Below are 18,690 nucleotides of genomic sequence, written 5' to 3' on the forward strand. Positions count from 1 at the left end.
TGGTCGTCGTCAGAGCGGAAATACGCTAATCTGTCAGGAGCTTATAACGTCCTGGCAGGTAACTGGAAGCCCTGAATGCTGCGCATCAACCGAGAAAATCTCAAATCCAGCCACCAACTGATCTGGTTTATCGTCGACTTCCTCATGCTGGGGCTGCTGATCATAAACCTGGCCTTCATTATCTGGGACTCCATCTACAATTTTGTGGCGGTGCAGGATCTGCTCAAGCAATACGCCCCTGGCCTGCAAAGCCTTTATCACCCGATCCACGATCGCTTCATCTTCTACGACATGATTTTCGTGTCGATTTTCCTGAGCGAATTTTTTCTGCGCTGGGGCTATGCGGTGAAAGCAAAGATCTATGACCGCTGGTACTTCTATCCGTTCATTCACTGGTACGATCTGGTGGGCTGTATCCCGGTCGGCAGCCTGCGCTTCCTGCGGGTTCTGCGCGTCATCTCGATTATCTACCGCCTGCATCAATACAAAATCATTGATGTCACCAACACCAAGCTCTACCGCTTCGTCAACTTCTACTACGAGGCCTTCATGGAGGAGCTGTCCGACCGCATCGTTCTGAAGGTGCTCAGCGGCGTTCAGCAGGAAGTTAAGCGGGGCTCGCCGCTGTTCGACAAGATCCAGCAGGACATCCTTTATCCGCGCCGAGACATGCTGACAGACTGGATCTCCAGCCGTGTCGCCGAAGCTGCACAGGAAGGCTATGTGCCAAACCGTGGCGCCTTGCGCAGCTACCTTGAGGACCGGGTTGACAGCGCCCTGAAGCAGAACCTTGAGCTATCACGCCTGAAGTTCCTGCCGGTCGTCGGCCCGACCATCCAGGAAACCCTTGAAGAGGCGGTTGGCGATATTGTTGCCAATGTTATCCATCAGATTCTTGAGGATCTTGCCTCAGCCTCCAACCATGCCTTCATTGAAGACATCGTCAACGTTTTCCTGCCCAGCCCGGACCAGCTGGAATCGGACGAGACCGAGAACGAGGCCCTGATCAACCTGATCGTCGAAATCATCGATGCGGTCAAAGCCCAGGTTAGAGTGAAATATTGGCGCGAGGACCTGCCATGAATTCGATGCATTACCAACCCGCACATGAGCTGCTGTCTGAATTGGAAGCCGGGCGCATTACCAGTGAGAGCCTGACCACGGCGTTGCTCGAGCGCATTCACCAGCAAAACGGCAGCATCAACGCCGTAGTGACTCTGGACGAGGAACGGGCGCTGAGCCGGGCCCGGGAATCCGATCAGCAGCGGGCAGCCGGTCAGGCCACCGGGCCATTGCATGGTCTTCCGATGACCCTTAAGGACACCTGGGAAGTGACTGGCATGACCACCACCGCCGGGGCTCCGGCACTGCAAACCCACGTGCCGGAAAAGCACGCCGACATTGCCCAACGTCTGGAAGCGGCTGGGGCCATTATCATCGGCAAGACCAATGTGCCGATCTACGCCACCGATCTGCAGAGCTACAACAAGCTCTTTGGCGTAACCAACAACCCCTACAATACCGACCACTCCCCCGGTGGCTCGTCCGGCGGTGCCGCCGCTGCCCTGGCCAGTGGCATGACAACACTGGAAGTGGGCAGTGACCTGGCCGGCTCTATTCGCACGCCGGCGCATTTCTGCGGGGTGTTCGGCCACAAACCGACCCGGGACCTGGTTTCTTTGCGGGGCCATATCCCCGGGCCGCCCGGGACCCAGTCGCGCCCGGATCTGGCGGTAGGCGGGCCAATGGCCCGCTGCAGCCAAGATCTGGAACTGCTGTTGGACGTTATTGCGGCCCCCCGCCCGGCCGACGCCCGCAGCTGGGCGCTGGCAATGGAGCCCGCCAAATTGGAAACACTGGCTCAGGCCAGGGTCGGGCTTTGGCTGGACGATCCCCTGTGCCCCATTGAGACTGAACTCAGCGTCGGCTACCGGGACCTGGCTGGCAAACTCGAAGGCCTGGGAGCGCTGGTGGCAGAACCAAACCATCGCCTACTCAATCTCGAACACATACTGCCCGCCTACTTCAATCTGCTGGGCAGTTTGCTCGCCACTTCATTGAAACCCTCACAGCGCCGCCAGATGAAATGGATTGCCCATCTGGAGCCCTGGTTAAAGTTCTTTGGCCCGGTCACTCCGTTTATTGGCGAATACGCCCGTGGCGTGAACCAGGCTGCGCATCAGTGGGCCTCCTGGAACGAACTGCGCGAGAAAATGCGAGTCGAGATTGAATCCCTGTTCGAAGAATTTGACGTTCTGCTTACGCCGGTTACCCCCACCACGGCGATCCGGCACGATCACAGCCAGCCGGTGTTCAAGCGTCGAATCATGGTGGCGGGGCAACCCCGGGCATACATGGACCAGTTCTGCTGGATTGCCCTGGCCACTCTGCTCGGTCTGCCCGCGACATCGGTACCCGTGGGTGTTTCCGCCCACGGACTGCCCTACAACATCCAGGTGATTGGTGCACCGGGCCGGGATCTGACCACCCTGAAATTTTCCCAGCTGCTGGAGGCAGCGGGACTGGCGGCATTCAGGCAGCCACCGGAACATGACTGAAAATGCTACAAGAACAAACAAAATAAGCGGGAAAAGTCACACTAAATCAATGCATTTTCGGCAATACTCAACTACACATGAGCATAAGTTCGAAAACACGATGCCTCTACAAGGATGACATGAACCAACCGCTGGTCCGCTCCCGCAGAATCCGCAGGCTGCTTCTAGGCGTCTTGCTAACGCTATCCTCGGCGGCACACGCCACGCCCAAGATCCTGCTCCATGAGAGTATCGACCCCACTTGGCTCGACTCCGCTTACCTGAATCAGATATTCGCCATGCAAACCAGAAAATGGCCAGACGGCCTGGCCATTCAAGTCTTTATCATGCCCAGTGACAGCAAACTCCACCGAAAATTTGTGATCGACCGTTTGCAGATCCAGGCCCACCAGCTTGACCGGATCTGGAATCGGATGCTGTTCACCGGCACCGGCAAGGCACCTACCGTCGTTGAGTCAGAGGACGAAATGTTGAAAGTGATCCAGACAACACAAGGAGCCGTCGGCTACGTCTCGAAAGACTATCCCACGGAAGGCGTTAAGGTGTTGCAAGGAGTTCAGCCATGAAGACACTTTCAAGGGGACTTCTTGCAAAGAACCTTTTTGCCGTATTACTGGCTGCTTCCTCACCCGCCATGGCGATCGATATCAACGATTCCTCCCAGATTCACGGGTTTGTGAACCAGGCGTTTCTGTACAGCCCTGACAACCCTTATGCGGGCACGGATTCTAAAAACGGGTCGCTGAAGTTTCGCGAACTCGGCGTCAATGGCTTTACTGAGCTCACGCCCGAGTTCCGGCTTGCCGCTCAGGTGCTCAGCCGACAACAGGATGAAGCCGACGACGGCGACGTCCGGGTCGACTTTCTGCTCGCCGACTATCTGGTTTTCAGCGGCCAGAGCGCATCCTTCGGCATTCGCGCTGGCCGGGTAAAAAACAATATCGGCTTCTACAATGCGATCCGGGACATTCCGTCGGCCCGTCCTGGCTACAACGTGCCGGACTCCATTTATTTCGATGCATTCCGAGACACTTTGTTATCCATCGATGGCGTAAATCTCTATGGCTCGGCCCTTCTCAGCGACAACCTGATCACCTGGGAGCTGTCCGGTGGCCAGCGCAAAGTCGATCTTGACGATTTTGAAAAGTTTGCCTTTGGGCAGCGCGTATCCGAGGGCGGATCGGAAGACATTCCACTGTGGTTGTTAAACGTAAATCTGGTGCCCGCCTTCGACAGGGATTTACGCCTCGGCTTAAGCCTGGTCGACCTGACCATTGACCTCGATGAGACCCAATCGATGGCTGAGGCACAGGCAGCGCTGGTAAGCGCCCCACCGGGCGATATCATTGCCAACTCATTGAACTATGTGACGGATGCGAAATTCGAAGGCCTGCTCGCGATCTTTTCGGCTCAATACAGCCTTGAGAACTGGATCCTGACCGCCGAGTACCTGAATCTGGGTAGCGATTTTCGCGCTGATATCGTTGGTCGCCGAACTACCGGCAGCACCACCACCGAGGGCTATTACCTTCAGCTCGAATGGCTGGCAACCGCTCAAACCTCCTGGTTCACTCGCTACGAAGAGCTCTACCTGGATAAGGATGATCGCTCGGGCAAGATTACAGCCAGACCCAACAACCGCTATCGCGGATTCGGCAAGGGCTGGACAGTGGGCGGCCAATGGCGGTTTGCAAAAGACTGGTCCGTGATGGGCCAGGCCAGCTTCAATGAAGGGACAGCCTGGCTGCCTAACTACGACGGCAGGGAGGACGAGGATCTCGACAAGTACTGGAACTACTATGTCCTGTCGCTGAACTACCAATTCTGATCCGTCGGTTACTGAACTATGTACCTGAGCCTGAAATGGAAAGCGGTTGCCTTCCTTAGCCTCGTGCTTATCACCCTGACCGGAGTCTGGGTCAGTCAGCATATCTACAAGGCAATCAATACTTACGATAACCGCATCGCTGACCTTCAGCTCCGCCAGCAATCCGTGCTCGATCAATTACTGGACGACAACTTCCTGCGGCTGTCACAACTGTCGCAGTTGATTGCTGAAATGCCGAAAATCCAGAGCGCCAATAAACCCGGCGCCGACGAGACACTGCAGGGCTATCTCCAGAAAGAGTGGATAAAGCTCAACATCAACACCGGCATCGACTATATCGGCCTTTATGCCATTAACGGCACTGAGAAAGGTTCTGCCTTCAGCCCACTGCTGTTCCAGAATAAACAAGCATTAGGTGACGCCATCGCTAACGCCATGCACGTCGATGGCGCCCAGATTCCTCGCTCATTCCTGTTCTGTGATTTTGGTTGCTCACAGTTTGTCATCGAACCCTTCGTGCTGGAGGATGGCTCTGAGGCCCTGGTGGTCACCGGCCAGAACATCTCCGACATTATTCAACGCTACCAACAAGTCTCTAACAACGATCTGGCGATTCTGTTGCCGGCCCTGCCCGACGTTGAGTTCGCCCTGAAAACCGAGCGATCACTGACTGAATGGGACCGAAGGCTGTGGGCTGCCAGCCGTTTTCAGGAAACCCTCGGCCAGCTTCGGCACATCCAGCAATCCACCAGCTATGACAGTCTGGGCAACACCGACCCATCCGAGTTCAAGGGTCAGCGTCTTCTGTTAAACCCACTCAAGCTATTTGGCTACGAGACCTACGGCGAAACACCGGAATTGATTGCCATCAGCGATGAGACTCAGCAACACCACAACCTTGTCAACTCAGTCAAAATCAGCATTCTGATTGGTGCCCTGGCACTGGTGGTGTCGGAACTGGTTCTGATCACGATCATGCTCAACCCACTTCGCCGGCTGTTTTCTGTGGTCGAGGCTCTGAACCTGCTACCCAGGCACGAATATAAGGAAGCCAAGCAAAAGCTCAACAGACAGCCAGGAGTATTGCAGGACGAACTCTCGTTGCTGGAGAAAAGCACTCGGTTTGTAACCCAGGAACTCGAAGCCCTGCACATTGAAGTTGAGGACAAGAACCACTCCTTGCAGGAGCAGATTGCGGTGATCACCCGATCACGGGCCTTCCTGGAACGACTCATCGACAGCTCGCACCTGTTCATCGTTACCCAGAATTTTGATGGCACGATCCTTACCTGCAACACCCGCTTCGAAAATGAGTTCAAACGGCCGACGGCGAATTTCACCGACCTGTTCATGTCTGACGAAAGCCGAAAGCTGTTCCAGGATCGAGTTGATCTACTGAAAGGCGGTCACTGCGAGGTCATCCAGCTGGATGCGGAATTTGCCAACGACCAGGGACTGCCAATTTATCTGGACTGGACCTGCTCCATTGTCGACGACGAGAAGGGCCGTAACATAATTCTGGCCATCGGCATCGACCTTACCCAGCGCAAGCGCGATGAAGAAGCCCTCGAATGGCTCGCCAATAATGATCCACTGACCGGCATCGGCAATCGTCGCGGATTCCAGCATGACCTGCAGAAGGTCCTGGATACACAGCGCAACGGTGCAGTGGTCTTCATCGACGTCAATCGATTCAAACAGATCAATGACCTTTACGGTCACACCGTCGGCGACAACGTCCTGATCCAGATTGCCGAGTCTCTGCGCGCCAGCGTCCGCTCCACCGACTCCATCAGTCGCCTGGCGGGCGATGAATTTACCGTGGTGCTGCCTAACATCACTGCAGAACAACTTGAGAAGCTGCTGCACAAACTTTCGTCAAAGCTTAACGGACAGCTTTTCCTGAATAATGATGGGCGCTGGGTAGAATACAGTGTCAGCGTGGGCGCGGCCCTGATTCCCCAACATGGCACTGTCGAGCAGGAGCTTATTGTCCATGCGGACATGGCCATGTATCAGGCGAAAAAGAAAGGCGGCGAGCAGTGGCAGATTTTCGATCCGGCCACGAATGACCTTGCCGATATCCGCCGGGACCACGATCTGATATCACTGCTGAAACAGGCACTGAAGCGCACGGACCTGTTTGAACTGAACTATCAGCCGATCTACTCCATCAAGAGCGAAACGGTCAGCCATTACGAGGTGTTGCTAAGGCTGAAAGACCTGAACGGCAACCCGGTCTTCCCCAATGAGTTCATTCCAGCCGCAGAACGCATGGGCTTAATCGGGCTGGTGGATGAGTGGGTACTGGATCACTCCATCAGCAAGCTCGCCACCACCTGGCAGGCAGGGCACACTTTCAGCCTGTCGATTAACATCTCGGCGCCCACCCTGCAGTCGAACACCTTCCCGGAAATTCTGAACAACCTGATTCGTAAGTATCGGGTGGATCCCAGCCACATCATCATTGAGCTGACAGAAACCGCTTACATCGAGAACTTCCAGATGGTGCTGACCAACCTTGAGCGCATCAGCGAATCGGGCGTACTGGTTGCCCTGGACGACTTCGGGGTAGGTTTCTCATCGTTCAGCTATCTGAAAAAGCTGCCATTGAGCTACGTAAAGCTGGACGGCTCATACATTCTGGATCTGGAGAATAACCCGGACAATCAAGTGTTCGTGGAAAGCCTGAACAAGATGGTCAATGCCTTCGGCATGCGAACGATTGCAGAGTTTGTAGAAGATGAGATAACGCTGAAGAAACTAGAGGAACTGGGCGTTGAATATGCTCAAGGCTACTATATCGGTAAGCCTTCACCCAAACTTTTGGAAATGGTAGCGGGGGCAGGATTCGAACCTACGACCTTCGGGTTATGAGCCCGACGAGCTACCAGACTGCTCCACCCCGCATCAATACTACCTGTCTTTCGGGTCATCCCCGATCAACGTGGCGCGCATATTAAGGGGTGAAGCAGTGTCTGTCAAAGCCAATTTCGCTTTTCTCGAAATTTAGCGCTCCAGAATTGCGGTAACGCCCTGGCCACCGGCGGCACAGATCGAGATCAGGCCACGGCCACTGCCCTTCTGCTCCAGCAGTTTTGCCAGGGTCGCTACAATGCGACCGCCAGTGGCGGCAAACGGATGCCCGGCTGCCAGACTGCTGCCTTTCACGTTCAGCTTGCTGCGATCGATGCTGCCCAGTGGCTGGTCCAGCCCGAGACGGGTCTTGCAGAATTCCGGATCTTCCCAGGCCTTGAGCGTCGACAGCACTTGCGAGGCAAAGGCTTCGTGAATCTCGTAATAGTCGAAGTCCTGCAGACTCAGACCCGCCTTCTCAAGCATGCGCGGCACAGCATAAGCCGGCGCCATCAGCAGGCCTTCTTTTTTGTCGACAAAGTCCACCGCTGCCACTTCCGAGAACGTCAGCCACGCCTTCACCTCAAGATTGTTGGCTTTTGCCCACTCCTCACTCGCCAGTAGCACGCAGGAGGCACCGTCGGTCAGCGCGGTACTGTTGGCCGCGGTCATGGTGCCGTTCTCGCGATCAAAGCAGGGCTTGAGCGACGCCAGTTTGTCCAGTGAAGTATCGGCGCGCAGGATGTTGTCACGCTCCAGTCCCGCTAACGGCGTTATCAGGTCGCTAAAGAATCCGTCCTCGTAGGCTTTCCCCAGTTTCTGGTGGCTCTCCAGCGCCAACTGATCCTGGTCTTCCCGGGCAATGCTCCACTCATGGGCAGTGACCTGAGCATGATCGCCCATGGACATACCCGTGCGCGGCTCGCCATTCTCAGGTACCTGCGGTGCCAGATGTCCAGGCCGGAAACGACTGATAATCTTGAGGCGCTGCCCCAGAGTCTTGGCACGGTTCAGATCCAACAGGATTTCCCGCAGGCCCTCACTGACGCCAATGGGTGCGTCCGAGGTGGTATCAGTACCGCCAGCAATGCCGCACTCGATCTGGCCCAGGGCAATCTTGTTGGCCACCAGGATGGCCGCTTCAAGCCCGGTGCCACAGGCCTGTTGAATATCGTACGCCGGCGTTTCCGCGGCCAGCCCCGAGCTTAGTGCGGCTTCCCGGGTCAGGTTAAAATCCCGGGAGTGTTTGATCACCGCCCCGGCGACAACTTCACCCAAACGCTGACCTTGAAGACCATAACGATCCACAAGCCCGCGCAGCGCGGACGTCAGCAACTCCTGGTTACCGATCTTGCTGTACGCCGTGTTCGACTTGGCGAACGGAATCCGGTTGCCACCGAGGACCGCCACACGGCGCACACCACTGGGCTGTGCCGCTGGCGTTTCGGAGCGCGCCGGCGCCTTTGACTGGGTGGTTTTCGATGCCTGTGCCATGATGATGTCCTTTCAGAAAATGGTTAACTGGCAAGCAGTCTAACCTGACAGGCTAGCCGCTCATTGGCATGCCTGACAATAAGCCAGCGGCATTGAGTCAATACAAAAACTGACCGATTCTTTACCCTGTAGGTCGACCCGCAGTCTTTATGCATTCGAGATGCACTATAGCAACCACAAGGAAGATTCTATGCCTGACCTGTACCTGAAATTTGTGAACACCCCGGTTGGCAAAACCGCGGCGCAGTCGCTGGGTTTGCCCGCGCCCATCCCCCTGAACCGCTTGAGACGTCCGGACCAGCCCTTTATCGAGGGTGACGTCCTGGTGGGTGCAGGCAAGGGCGCCAAAGCCATTGCCACCCTGGCCGGCATTCTGAACGCAAGTGCCGCTACCGTGCACCATGCCAGCGGCATCGATTCCCTCGTAGACTCCGCCAAGGCGGGCAACAAAGCCAAGGCTCTGGAGCTTGGCGCGGACAACAAGCCGACTTTTTCCGGCTTGGTCTTTGATGCCACCGGCCTGAAGAATCCGGATGACCTCAGGGCACTTTACGACTTTTTCCATCCGACCATCAAAAAGCTCGGCCGTAATGCCCGGGTAGTGGTGGTTGGTCAGAATCCCTCGACCTGCCGCAAAGCACCGCAGGCAGCAGCACAACAGGCGCTGGAGGGATTTGTTCGCAGTGTTGGCAAGGAAATCGGCAAGAAAGGCGCCACCGCCAATCTGGTGTGGATGGCGCCGGGCGCCGAGAAACAGCTGGATTCCACCCTGCGCTTTTTCCTGTCGCCCCGTTCCGCCTATGTATCCGGCCAGGTTGTGCGTATTGGCAAGAGCGCCTCAGCACCGACCACCAGCCCGGTCGCTCCCCTCACCGGCAAGGTGGCCCTGGTTACCGGTGCATCCCGCGGCATTGGCGCGGCCATCGCTGAAACCCTGGCCCGGGACGGCGCCACGGTGATCGGCCTGGACATCCCACCGGCCATGGCCGAGCTGGAGAAAGTGACCGACGCTATTAACGGCAAGGCGCTGGCGTGCGACATTACCGACAAGGCAGCCCCCAAGCTGATCGCCGACTTTGTGCAGGAACACTTCGGCGGCATCGACCTGGTTATCCATAACGCCGGCATTACCCGGGACAAGACCCTCGGCAACATGCCCGAGCATTTCTGGGACATGACCATTGCAGTAAACCTGAGCGCCGAAGAACTGATTGATGAGGAATTGATGCACCGCGAACTGATGCGGGAGAACGGCCGAATCGTCTGCATTTCATCCATCAGCGGCATTGCCGGCAACTTTGGCCAGACCAATTACTCCACTGCCAAGAGTGGCGTTATCGGCTATGTCGAGGCCATGGCAAAGCAACTGAAAAATGGTGTAACCATTAACGCCATCGCGCCGGGCTTCATCGAAACCCAGATGACGGCAGCCATGCCGATAACGATTCGCGAAGCCGGGCGCCGAATGAACAGCCTGTCTCAAGGTGGCTTGCCCATTGATGTGGCCGAGGCCATCGCGTGGTATTGCAGTCCTGCGTCTAACGGGGTGAATGGCAATGTAGTGCGGGTATGTGGCCAATCGCTGATTGGCAAATAGGCAATAAAAAAGGCAGGCCCTGAGGCCTGCCTTTTTCGAAATCTGGTGGGTGGTACTGGGATCGAACCAGTGACCCTCGCCTTGTAAGGGCGATGCTCTCCCAGCTGAGCTAACCACCCGGGAAAAGAAAAAATGGCGGAGCGGACGGGACTCGAACCCGCGACCCCCGGCGTGACAGGCCGGTATTCTAACCAACTGAACTACCGCTCCGCATCGATTCGGACTTGAGCCCTGAATCTGCTACCGGATGGGGTGATCCGGTGCTGCGCGTCGAAAAATGGTGGGTGGTACTGGGATCGAACCAGTGACCCTCGCCTTGTAAGGGCGATGCTCTCCCAGCTGAGCTAACCACCCAACTTTCGACTCACTACCATACCCGCTAAGGGGCATTCACTTGCAACGCTGAGCGCTGTTTGTTGATTCAGAGTTTCTGTCTCAACCAAGTGAGACGCGCATTTTAAGCATTTCGCTGGCGGTGTCAAACGTTTTGCCCAAAAAACTGATAAAAACTTCCAAGCCATTCAAAACCGGACATTTTTCGATCAATTTCTAGGACTTGCCTGCCTTGGTCCGTCGCTTCCTGGCTGGCGCACGCCCCTGCCCTGCCTGCTGAGCTTTCTCCTCCAACGCCAGTTCACTGACCCTGGAGCGCCGACCCTCCGGTACCGAGCGATTCGCCAGCGAGCAGTTAAGCTCATCCAGACGCCGCTGAACCTCTTTCCAGCTGCTGACCAACGGCGGCACTATGTCTTCGGTCAGCTTATCGAATCTACCCTTTAACGAATCCTTGAATGACATGGCGATGACGTTCCGGTTCTGACGTGACAGTGGTTACAACCGCCCTCAGTGTAGTAACGGGATGCCAATCCGACAATTGCGCAATCGGCTATTTACCAATCAACTAAAAGATCCACCAGCCACCGCCAGACTCCGCCTCGGCTTTACGTTCACGCTCCAGCTCCAGCTGCGCGTAGTCCTCTTCAAGCTTCTTGATTTTGCGGTCGGCCTCAAGCGGCACGGTAGGGCCGCCACCGAATGGCCAGAACCAGGACGTGGATTGATATTGCCCCTCCTCTTTCAGTCGCTCGATTTCCAGTTCGCGCTCCTCCTCAAGCAGCACCATGCGGCGCTCGTAGTCCATATCTTCGTTGATCTCGACGATGGAGGTGGCGGCATGATTGGGCGCGAGAAGATCGCTGTTGAGGAAGCGTGTACTGACTATCTGATCCGCCTGCATGGCGTAGGAGCGAGTGACCAGCTGAAGATCACCCTGAGCCAGCGGGTGCTCCGGATCAAGATCCGGATGAGGTTGCTCGGGCTCGGTCAGCTCGTTATACCGCAGGTAATAGATGCGCCCCGGCTCGGTGGTCAGCGTGGCATCGGCGATCAGACTCAAACTGAAGGAGTTCATCCCCTCCAGCCCCAGCAGCGGTCGCCGCATGGCAATGTGGCGCTCACCCGGGCTCACCTCCAACCAGGTGTAGCTGTCATTTCGGATATTGAAGTAGTGCTTGTCGTCGATGTAGACGCTGGGCGATTCGATCTCTTCGGCGGCCCATTGGGAATGGGTTCGATAGAAGTACACCAGAGCATTCTTTCGGTCCCACTGGTCATTGGGGATATGGACAAAATCGGGACCGGACACGGGATGCAGGAAACCTCCCACACTCTTGCCAATGGACTGGTAGATGGTGCAGCCGGAGCTGAGCAGCAATGCGGCCATCAGCATGACCCGGCTCGCCAGGACAGGCAGCCGGACAGCGGGGGGCGTAGGGCTTTTCATGGTTGTTCACTCTTCACTTGTCCGCGAGTTGCCTGATGATAACAACTGCTCGCCGACAGAAATGAGAGCTACCGCAAAGGGATGACTACAAACCGTTACAAACCGGCCTTCACGAGCTCGCGCCACCCCACCGCCAAAAAAACCGGTTACTGCGCGGACATCCGGGACCGGAGTTCGTTAACCTCTTCTGAAAGCCGAACCAGGCGTGACGTGAGCTGGGATCGGGACGCATCCACCGCATCGATGGTGCGCTTCAGACTGGTTACCTCGTTCTTGAGGGACTGGACACTGCCGGCACCGGCGAGTCGGCCAGACTCTTTTTCAAGCGCCGAAATCCGGCCCTCCATACCCCGTATACCCAGTTTCTGCTCCTGCTCGAACCGGCGGATACGATTTTCGACCACTTGATCCACGTCCGCCATCTGCTGACTTAAAGAAGTGAGCTGTTCCGTTGCCTGACGATTGGCATCTTGCAAGGCCACAATGGAGGTTTTCATCTGCTCTTCCATAGCAGCGATGTCTGCCGCCAGCGAGGACCGGACCTTATCGACCGAAACTTTTACCGCCGCCAGAGACTCGACACTCTCAGCTTGAGTGCTTTCCAGATCCTCTAATCGGGATTGGTGCTTGTTCAAACGCTCTTTATTGCGCTCATTGGCCACTACCCAGAGCTTACGAATCTCACTGTTGGCCGTTTTCACGGCCTTGTCATTGGCAGCAATCTGCTCGGCCAAGGAGGCCCCACGCTCCTGCAGATTTTCCCCGGTTTCCGTCAGTTCACCTTCGAACCGGGCCAGCGCCAACTTGCTTTGCCGGGCCCAGTAGTCGGCCTCCTCCACTTGGCTTTCCAGGACCACAATCCTTTGATTCTGGGAATACCAGCCGGCAGCGGCCAGACCAGCAAGGCCAATGATCAGAAGCCAGAGCAAGGACACATTGCCGCGGCCACTGCCATTTCCGCCTCCCCCACCAGGCACCTTTCGCGCTTTGCCGCTGTCGCTCTTCGCTTTGCTGGCTTGGGGTTCACGGCTGTCAGCACCACCGAACGGTGCCTCGGCTCGTAGTTCATCGTCGTCTGGACAGATGGGTTCCATTACTTCTCCTGGCTATGGACGGACTGAATCTTAACAGCGGATAATACATGCAGTTATAAAGGGGGTGAAATGGCATCGCTGTCGCAGCCGAAACGCTGACGGGGCTTTGTTGCATGGCCCGTAGCCAAAACATACAATGGCCGGCTTTCCAATTATCACAGGACAGTTGCTTATGCAGCCGCTTGTTGGACTCATAATGGGTTCCAAATCCGACTGGCCCACCATGGAACACGCCGCCAAGATGCTTGAAAAGCTGGGCGTCGATTACGAAACCAAAGTGGTGTCAGCGCATCGTACCCCCGATCTGCTGTTTGATTACGCAAAAACCGCAGCCGAGCGCGGCCTGAAAGTGATCATCGCCGGCGCCGGCGGTGCCGCTCACCTGCCCGGCATGGTTGCCTCGCAGACGTCACTGCCAGTATTGGGTGTTCCGGTGCAATCCAAGGCCCTGAACGGTCTCGATTCACTGCTATCCATTGTTCAGATGCCTGGTGGTATCGCCGTGGGCACACTGGCAATCGGCAATGCGGGTGCCACTAATGCCGGCCTGTTGGCGGCTCAGATTGTCGGCACCAGCGACGCCGATGTTCGCCAGGCCGTGGATGAGTTCAGAAGCACCCAGACCCAGACCATTCTGGACAATCCGGACCCGCGAGAGCAGTAACTTCCACGCTAAGCCCTGCTGAGCGGGTTGCAACACGTGCATTTCAACCCGCACACGCCGACGATTCAGCAGCCAGAAACCGGCAGGAGACTACAGATGAGAATTGGTGTTTTAGGCGCAGGCCAACTGGGACGTATGCTAGCCTTGGCCGGCTATCCGCTGGCCAAGACCTTTGTTTTCTACGACATGTCTGGCAGCCCCAGCGCCGGACTCGGCGAAGTAATTATCGACCGGGAAGGCGAATACCAGGACGATTTCCTGTCCCGGGTTGATCGCGTGACTTATGAGTTCGAGCACCTGCCGGTCCACGTCGCGGAAAAACTGGCGAAAGAAAAGCCGGTCCACCCCTGCCCGAGAGCTCTGCAGGTTTGCCAGAACCGCGAGCTTGAAAAGACCCTGTTTGGCCAATTGGGCATACCAACCCCGGAATGGAAAATTGCGGACAGCGCCGAGTCACTGAAAGCGGCTGCCGAAGAGTTGGGCTGTCCGGTTGTGGCCAAGTCCAATACCGAAGGTTATGACGGCAAAGGTCAGGCGGTACTGCGCAGCCCCGACGACGCCGAACAAGCCTGGGCGGACATTGGGCACCCGCGTCTGATCGTGGAGAAATTTGTCGACTTCAAGCGCGAAGTGTCGATCATCGCGGTACGGGCAGAAGACGGCGACCTGGCCTTCTACCCAATGGCTGAAAACAGCCATTACGAAGGCATTCTGCGCTACTCCATTGCACCAGCGCCGGACCTTCAAGTCTCCATTCAGGAGGATGCCGAGCGGTATATCCGGGCCCTACTGAACGAATTGAACTATGTCGGCGTATTGACCTTGGAGCTGTTCGAAACTGAAGATGGCCTGGTCGCCAACGAGATGGCACCCCGGGTGCACAACTCCGGACACTGGACGATCGAAGGCGCCATGACCAGCCAGTTTGAAAACCATATCCGAGCGGTGAGTGGTCATCATCTGGGCAGCGTTGAAGCACGAGGCCTGAGCTGCATGATCAACATCATCGGCGAACATGGCGAGACGGAACGCATTCTAGAACTGCCCTATGCCCACCTGCACCTGTACAACAAAGGCGAACGTCCGGGGCGTAAGCTGGGCCACGTGAACGTTCTGGCAGACAGTTACGAAGAGCTGGTTTGGCGCGTGCGCAACTGCGCCCAGTTCCTGCCCGGAAGCCCGGAGTTTAAAAGCTCTTTAACACCAAGGGGTTGATATACATTAGATCGCCCCTATATTGACGAGTTGTACACTCACATAACAGAGAGACAGGGAGAACGACCTCATGGCATTTGAACTTCCCGCACTACCTTACGAAAAGAACGCTCTGGAACCGCACATCTCTCAGGAAACCCTTGAGTACCATTACGGCAAGCACCACAACACCTACGTTACCAAGCTGAACGGCCTGGTCGAAGGTACGGACAACGCCAACAAGTCGCTTGAGGACATCATCAAGAGCGCCAGCGGTCCGTTGTTCAACAACGCCGCGCAGGTCTGGAACCACACTTTCTACTGGAACTGCCTGAGCCCGAACGGCGGTGGTGAGCCCACAGGTGCAGCCAAGGACGCGATCGAGAAAGCCTTCGGTTCCTTCGATGCCTTCAAGAAAGAGTTCAACGACAAGGCCGCCAATAACTTCGGTTCTGGCTGGACCTGGCTGGTGAAGAAGGCCGACGGCAGCGTTGCCATCGCCAACACCAGTAACGCCGAAACTCCGCTGACCGGTGCCGACAAGCCGGTACTGACCGTAGACGTTTGGGAGCACGCGTACTACATCGATTACCGCAACTCCCGCCCGAACTACCTGGAAGCGTTCTGGAACCTGGTAAACTGGGATTTCGTGAACGAAAACCTGGCCTGATTACCTAGCCAGATTGGCCAAAAGGCCGCAGCCATAGGCTGTACAAGCTCAAACGCCCGCCTTGTGCGGGCGTTTGTGTATCCGGCTGAACAAAAGCCTTACAAATTGATACACCCTCGTCCTGCATTATCTGAAAAAATCGCCGATACTCAGTCAGGTTAAGCGACCGTGACAGCCTCCTCGGCGAAACGTGGACCAGTCGTCGCGAAGACAGCGATTCATGTGCGACCATGAATCTTTGATAAACACGATTACAGACAGACCTGAATGAAAAACTCCTTCAAGGTTGAGCATCGCCTGGGCTACCGCATCTTCGGGCGCATTCTCGCCATAGCCCTTATCAGTGGTGTCATTATCAGCACCGTGCAGGTGATCCTGGACGCCGGGCGTGTTTCCAAGGACCTTGATAGCCAGGCTGCACAGACCATCTCCATGGTCAGGGACGCAGCTACCCAGGCAGTTTTCAGCATTGATTCAGAGCTGGCCCAGCAAGTGGTGGATGGGCTCTTCGCCATGGATGCCGTTCACCTGGCCGCCATTGTCCATCCTGATGGCGAGGCTCTTGGCGCCCGCAACCGCCCCTTGCACCAAATTTCGTTCCGACCGATGACCGATCCAATCTTTGATGCCGACCGAAGCTACCGGGTACCCCTGGTTCGCGATGAAGCACCGGATACGGTCTATGGCTATCTCGAAGTTCATTACGACACCGTCCCCACTGCCAGAACCTGGCTTAATCGGGCGACCGTCACCTTTGCCTCCGGGGTCGCGACCGCACTCATACTCGGCGTGGTGCTTTATCTTGTTTTCCACCTGCTCCTGACCCGGCCTCTGCTACGCATCGTGCACTCCGTGAAAGCGGTAGATCCGGAACACCCGGACGACCGCCTGGTGACTATCCCGGCCGGCCACGATCGGGATGAATTGGGGCTGTGGGTGAATGCCACCAACAACCTGCTGGTGGCCATCGCAGACACCCAGAAACGCCATCGCGAGGCCGAAGATCGGGTCAGTCGACTTTCCCGGTACGACCAACTGACCGGACTGCCAAGCCGCGACACTTTCATGGAGCTGCTCGCCCGGGATATTCAGGAAGCGGAAACCCGCAAAGGGCTGTTATCGTTGATGGTGTGCGGTATTGATGACTTCAAATCCGTGAACGAGCAGTGTGGTTTCCGCAGTGGCGACCTGATTCTGCAAACCGTCGCTGACCGCCTCACAGGCCAGCTCGGCAGCTCCCGCTTCACCATTGCCCGCCTGGGAAGTGACCAGTTCGTGATCGTCGAAAAAAACCTGCGAGATGGTTTTCAGGCGGCTGACACTGCCGAACGGATTCTTGCCTGCATCGGCCGCCCGATGATGGTTGAAAACCAGCATGTGGCGATGACGGCCACCGTGGGTGTGGCCCTGTTCCCCTCAGACGCCGATAAGGCCGACCGCTTGCTGCAGAGCGCCGAGCAAACCATGACCCTGGCCAAGCAGAGCGGCAATGATCACTTCCAGTTCTACGTTGCCAGCATTGATCAGGAAATTCGTGATCGCCGGCAGATGGAAAAGGATCTGTCCCAGGCCCTGGCCAACAAAGAATTCCACCTGGTCTATCAGCCCCAGATCAGCCTTGAGACCCGCCGTGTTATCGGCGCTGAAGCGCTGATCCGTTGGGAACACCCGGTACGAGGTCTGGTGCCGCCAGACGACTTCATTCCTATTTCCGAAGCCAACGGCATCATTGTTGAAATTGGCCAATGGGTTCTGGACCAGGCCTGCGCCCAGGCCGCACGCTGGGCCGACCAAGGCACACCCCTGCGCATTGCCGTCAACCTGTCTGCCGTCCAGCTGCGCCAGGCCAGCATTGTCGCCGATATTCTGGACACCCTGCACCGGCACGACATCCCCGCTGGCCGACTTGAGCTGGAAGTCACCGAAACCAGCTTCATGACCAACCTGTCGGATGCGGTCGCGAAACTACACCGCCTGAACAAGGCCGGTATCAGCATTGCCGTTGACGATTTTGGTACCGGCTATTCATCGCTGACTTACCTGAAGCAGATGCCGGTCCAGCACCTGAAAATCGACAAACAGTTCATTCGCGACCTTTTGGTAAACGAAGATGACACCCGAATTGCCAATACCATCATTGATCTGGGCAAGAGTCTGAATCTCTCGGTGGTGGCCGAGGGCGTGGAAACTGCCGAGCAGGAATATTATCTGACTCAGCGCGGTTGTAAGCTCGCACAGGGTTATTTCTTCAGTAAGCCACTGCTACCCAATGACTTCGAACGGTTCGTGGAAGGCTTTCATGAGCAGCTGGTCGAGAACAACATTTAACCATTTGAACCCCCCAAGGAGTTAACATGGGAACAACTGTTATTGGCCTGATTGTTATCGCCGTCGTAGTCATCTACCTGGTGTTCATCTACAACCGACTGGTATCCCTGAGAAACCAGTTCAAAAACGGTTTCGCCCAGATCGACGTGCAGCTTCAACGTCGACACGACCTGATCCCTAATCTGGTTGAGGCCGCCAAGGCCTACCTGAGCCATGAGCAGACCACCCTTACCCAGGTCATGGAAGCCCGTAACAATGCTGTCAGCGCCCAGAAAGACGCGGCCCGCGATCCCGGGGACGGTACCAAGATACAACGTCTTGGCAGTGCAGAGAATCTGCTGAACAAGGCCCTGGCCAACTTCTATGCGGTGGCCGAGGATTACCCGGAGCTGAAGGCCAACGAAACCATCCAGCAATTGATGGAAGAGCTCTCCAGTACTGAAAATCGCGTCGCCTTCGCGCGCCAGGCCTACAACGATGGCGTTATGAGCTACAACATTTTCCGCGAGCAGTTCCCCAATAACATTCTCGCCGGCATGTGTGCGTTCAAAGAGACCGCCCAACTGGAGCTTGAAACACCCGAGGCCCGCCAGGCGCCAAAAGTCGCTTTCTGACGCCCTGACC

At 56.5% G+C, this 18,690-nt stretch carries 16 protein-coding genes and 4 tRNA genes; 11 read left to right on the forward strand and 9 right to left on the reverse strand.

Features of this window, described 5'->3' with window-relative positions:
• Positions 1–75: 75 nt before the first annotated feature.
• The 4 genes from QUE89_RS11530 (at position 76) to QUE89_RS11545 (ending at position 4,386) form a co-directional block, all read left to right on the forward strand.
• Complete coding sequence (locus tag QUE89_RS11530; protein ID WP_286220228.1) at positions 76–1,083, forward strand: hypothetical protein; 1,008 nt, start codon at positions 76–78, stop codon at positions 1,081–1,083.
• On the forward strand, positions 1,080–2,558 hold the full coding sequence (locus QUE89_RS11535; RefSeq protein ID WP_286220229.1) for an amidase: 1,479 nt from the start codon (positions 1,080–1,082) through the stop codon (positions 2,556–2,558). The genes QUE89_RS11530 and QUE89_RS11535 overlap by 4 nt, the downstream gene beginning before the upstream one ends.
• A gap of 119 nt (positions 2,559–2,677) precedes the next feature.
• Entirely contained in the window at positions 2,678–3,124 is a 447-nt protein-coding gene (locus QUE89_RS11540) for a hypothetical protein (RefSeq protein WP_286220230.1), read from the forward strand.
• Positions 3,121–4,386, forward strand: coding sequence for a hypothetical protein (locus QUE89_RS11545; RefSeq protein WP_286220231.1), 1,266 nt, complete (start codon positions 3,121–3,123; stop codon positions 4,384–4,386). The genes QUE89_RS11540 and QUE89_RS11545 overlap by 4 nt, the downstream gene beginning before the upstream one ends.
• Before the next feature lie 204 nt (positions 4,387–4,590).
• Here QUE89_RS11545 and QUE89_RS11550 read toward each other — a convergent pair whose 3' ends face one another.
• Positions 4,591–4,794: a hypothetical protein gene (locus QUE89_RS11550; RefSeq protein WP_286220232.1), complete on the reverse strand. Its 204-nt coding sequence runs from the start codon at positions 4,792–4,794 to the stop codon at positions 4,591–4,593.
• A gap of 567 nt (positions 4,795–5,361) precedes the next feature.
• Between QUE89_RS11550 and QUE89_RS17370 the strand changes: the two genes are divergently transcribed.
• Positions 5,362–7,263: a putative bifunctional diguanylate cyclase/phosphodiesterase gene (locus QUE89_RS17370; protein ID WP_353506807.1), complete on the forward strand. Its 1,902-nt coding sequence runs from the start codon at positions 5,362–5,364 to the stop codon at positions 7,261–7,263.
• Here QUE89_RS17370 and QUE89_RS11565 read toward each other — a convergent pair.
• Positions 7,220–7,296: transfer RNA gene (locus QUE89_RS11565), tRNA-Met, on the reverse strand. The two genes, QUE89_RS17370 and QUE89_RS11565, sit on opposite strands and share 44 nt — an antisense overlap.
• Positions 7,297–7,395: 99 nt before the next feature.
• Positions 7,396–8,736, reverse strand: coding sequence for an acetyl-CoA C-acetyltransferase (locus QUE89_RS11570; RefSeq protein ID WP_286220236.1), 1,341 nt, complete (start codon positions 8,734–8,736; stop codon positions 7,396–7,398).
• Between the two features lie 190 nt (positions 8,737–8,926).
• On the opposite strand from QUE89_RS11570, the gene QUE89_RS11575 reads away from it, so the two are divergent.
• Complete coding sequence (locus QUE89_RS11575; protein ID WP_286220237.1) at positions 8,927–10,333, forward strand: 3-oxoacyl-ACP reductase; 1,407 nt, start codon at positions 8,927–8,929, stop codon at positions 10,331–10,333.
• A gap of 43 nt (positions 10,334–10,376) precedes the next feature.
• On the opposite strand, the gene QUE89_RS11580 is transcribed toward QUE89_RS11575, so the two are convergent.
• From QUE89_RS11580 to QUE89_RS11605, 6 genes are all read right to left on the reverse strand, one after another.
• Positions 10,377–10,452: transfer RNA gene (locus QUE89_RS11580), tRNA-Val, on the reverse strand.
• Positions 10,453–10,466: 14 nt separating this feature from the next.
• A tRNA-Asp gene (locus QUE89_RS11585) sits at positions 10,467–10,543 on the reverse strand.
• 68 nt (positions 10,544–10,611) lie between these two features.
• A tRNA-Val gene (locus QUE89_RS11590) sits at positions 10,612–10,687 on the reverse strand.
• 195 nt (positions 10,688–10,882) lie between these two features.
• Positions 10,883–11,131, reverse strand: a complete 249-nt coding sequence (locus QUE89_RS11595; RefSeq protein ID WP_286220238.1) for a hypothetical protein — start codon at positions 11,129–11,131, stop codon at positions 10,883–10,885.
• A gap of 103 nt (positions 11,132–11,234) precedes the next feature.
• Positions 11,235–12,116 (reverse strand): DUF2846 domain-containing protein, encoded by an 882-nt coding sequence (locus QUE89_RS11600; protein ID WP_286220239.1) that lies wholly within the window; start codon positions 12,114–12,116, stop codon positions 11,235–11,237.
• Positions 12,117–12,262: 146 nt separating this feature from the next.
• Positions 12,263–13,210 (reverse strand): hypothetical protein, encoded by a 948-nt coding sequence (locus tag QUE89_RS11605; RefSeq protein WP_286220240.1) that lies wholly within the window; start codon positions 13,208–13,210, stop codon positions 12,263–12,265.
• 172 nt (positions 13,211–13,382) lie between these two features.
• Between QUE89_RS11605 and purE the strand changes: the two genes are divergently transcribed.
• The 5 genes from purE (at position 13,383) to QUE89_RS11630 (ending at position 18,680) form a co-directional block, all read left to right on the forward strand.
• Positions 13,383–13,874 (forward strand): 5-(carboxyamino)imidazole ribonucleotide mutase, encoded by a 492-nt coding sequence (gene purE / locus QUE89_RS11610; RefSeq protein WP_286220241.1) that lies wholly within the window; start codon positions 13,383–13,385, stop codon positions 13,872–13,874.
• Positions 13,875–13,970: 96 nt separating this feature from the next.
• A complete protein-coding gene (locus QUE89_RS11615) occupies positions 13,971–15,089 on the forward strand; it encodes a 5-(carboxyamino)imidazole ribonucleotide synthase (RefSeq protein WP_286220242.1) in 1,119 nt (372 codons plus the stop codon).
• A 70-nt stretch (positions 15,090–15,159) separates the two neighbouring features.
• Positions 15,160–15,738 (forward strand): superoxide dismutase [Fe], encoded by a 579-nt coding sequence (gene sodB / locus QUE89_RS11620; protein WP_041341261.1) that lies wholly within the window; start codon positions 15,160–15,162, stop codon positions 15,736–15,738.
• Positions 15,739–16,005: 267 nt separating this feature from the next.
• A complete protein-coding gene (locus QUE89_RS11625; protein ID WP_286220243.1) occupies positions 16,006–18,066 on the forward strand; it encodes a putative bifunctional diguanylate cyclase/phosphodiesterase in 2,061 nt (686 codons plus the stop codon).
• Between the two features lie 26 nt (positions 18,067–18,092).
• Complete coding sequence (locus tag QUE89_RS11630) at positions 18,093–18,680, forward strand: LemA family protein (protein ID WP_203300302.1); 588 nt, start codon at positions 18,093–18,095, stop codon at positions 18,678–18,680.
• Positions 18,681–18,690: the final 10 nt, after the last annotated feature.

Source organism: Marinobacter sp. LA51 (genome assembly GCF_030297175.1).
GTDB classification, from domain to species: Bacteria; Pseudomonadota; Gammaproteobacteria; order Pseudomonadales; family Oleiphilaceae; genus Marinobacter; species Marinobacter apostichopi.

Coding starts and splice junctions, on each gene's coding strand:
- purE (WP_286220241.1), top strand. CDS start 13,383: ATGCAGCCGCTTGTTGGACTCATAATGGGTTCCAAATCCGACTGGCCC.
- QUE89_RS11530 (WP_286220228.1), top strand. CDS start 76: ATGCTGCGCATCAACCGAGAAAATCTCAAATCCAGCCACCAACTGATC.
- QUE89_RS11570 (WP_286220236.1), bottom strand. CDS start 8,736: ATGGCACAGGCATCGAAAACCACCCAGTCAAAGGCGCCGGCGCGCTCC.
- QUE89_RS11630 (WP_203300302.1), top strand. CDS start 18,093: ATGGGAACAACTGTTATTGGCCTGATTGTTATCGCCGTCGTAGTCATC.
- QUE89_RS11545 (WP_286220231.1), top strand. CDS start 3,121: ATGAAGACACTTTCAAGGGGACTTCTTGCAAAGAACCTTTTTGCCGTA.
- QUE89_RS11615 (WP_286220242.1), top strand. CDS start 13,971: ATGAGAATTGGTGTTTTAGGCGCAGGCCAACTGGGACGTATGCTAGCC.
- QUE89_RS11595 (WP_286220238.1), bottom strand. CDS start 11,131: ATGTCATTCAAGGATTCGTTAAAGGGTAGATTCGATAAGCTGACCGAA.
- QUE89_RS11600 (WP_286220239.1), bottom strand. CDS start 12,116: ATGAAAAGCCCTACGCCCCCCGCTGTCCGGCTGCCTGTCCTGGCGAGC.
- QUE89_RS11540 (WP_286220230.1), top strand. CDS start 2,678: ATGAACCAACCGCTGGTCCGCTCCCGCAGAATCCGCAGGCTGCTTCTA.
- QUE89_RS11625 (WP_286220243.1), top strand. CDS start 16,006: ATGAAAAACTCCTTCAAGGTTGAGCATCGCCTGGGCTACCGCATCTTC.
- QUE89_RS11575 (WP_286220237.1), top strand. CDS start 8,927: ATGCCTGACCTGTACCTGAAATTTGTGAACACCCCGGTTGGCAAAACC.
- QUE89_RS11535 (WP_286220229.1), top strand. CDS start 1,080: ATGAATTCGATGCATTACCAACCCGCACATGAGCTGCTGTCTGAATTG.
- QUE89_RS11605 (WP_286220240.1), bottom strand. CDS start 13,210: ATGGAACCCATCTGTCCAGACGACGATGAACTACGAGCCGAGGCACCG.
- QUE89_RS17370 (WP_353506807.1), top strand. CDS start 5,362: ATGCTCAACCCACTTCGCCGGCTGTTTTCTGTGGTCGAGGCTCTGAAC.
- sodB (WP_041341261.1), top strand. CDS start 15,160: ATGGCATTTGAACTTCCCGCACTACCTTACGAAAAGAACGCTCTGGAA.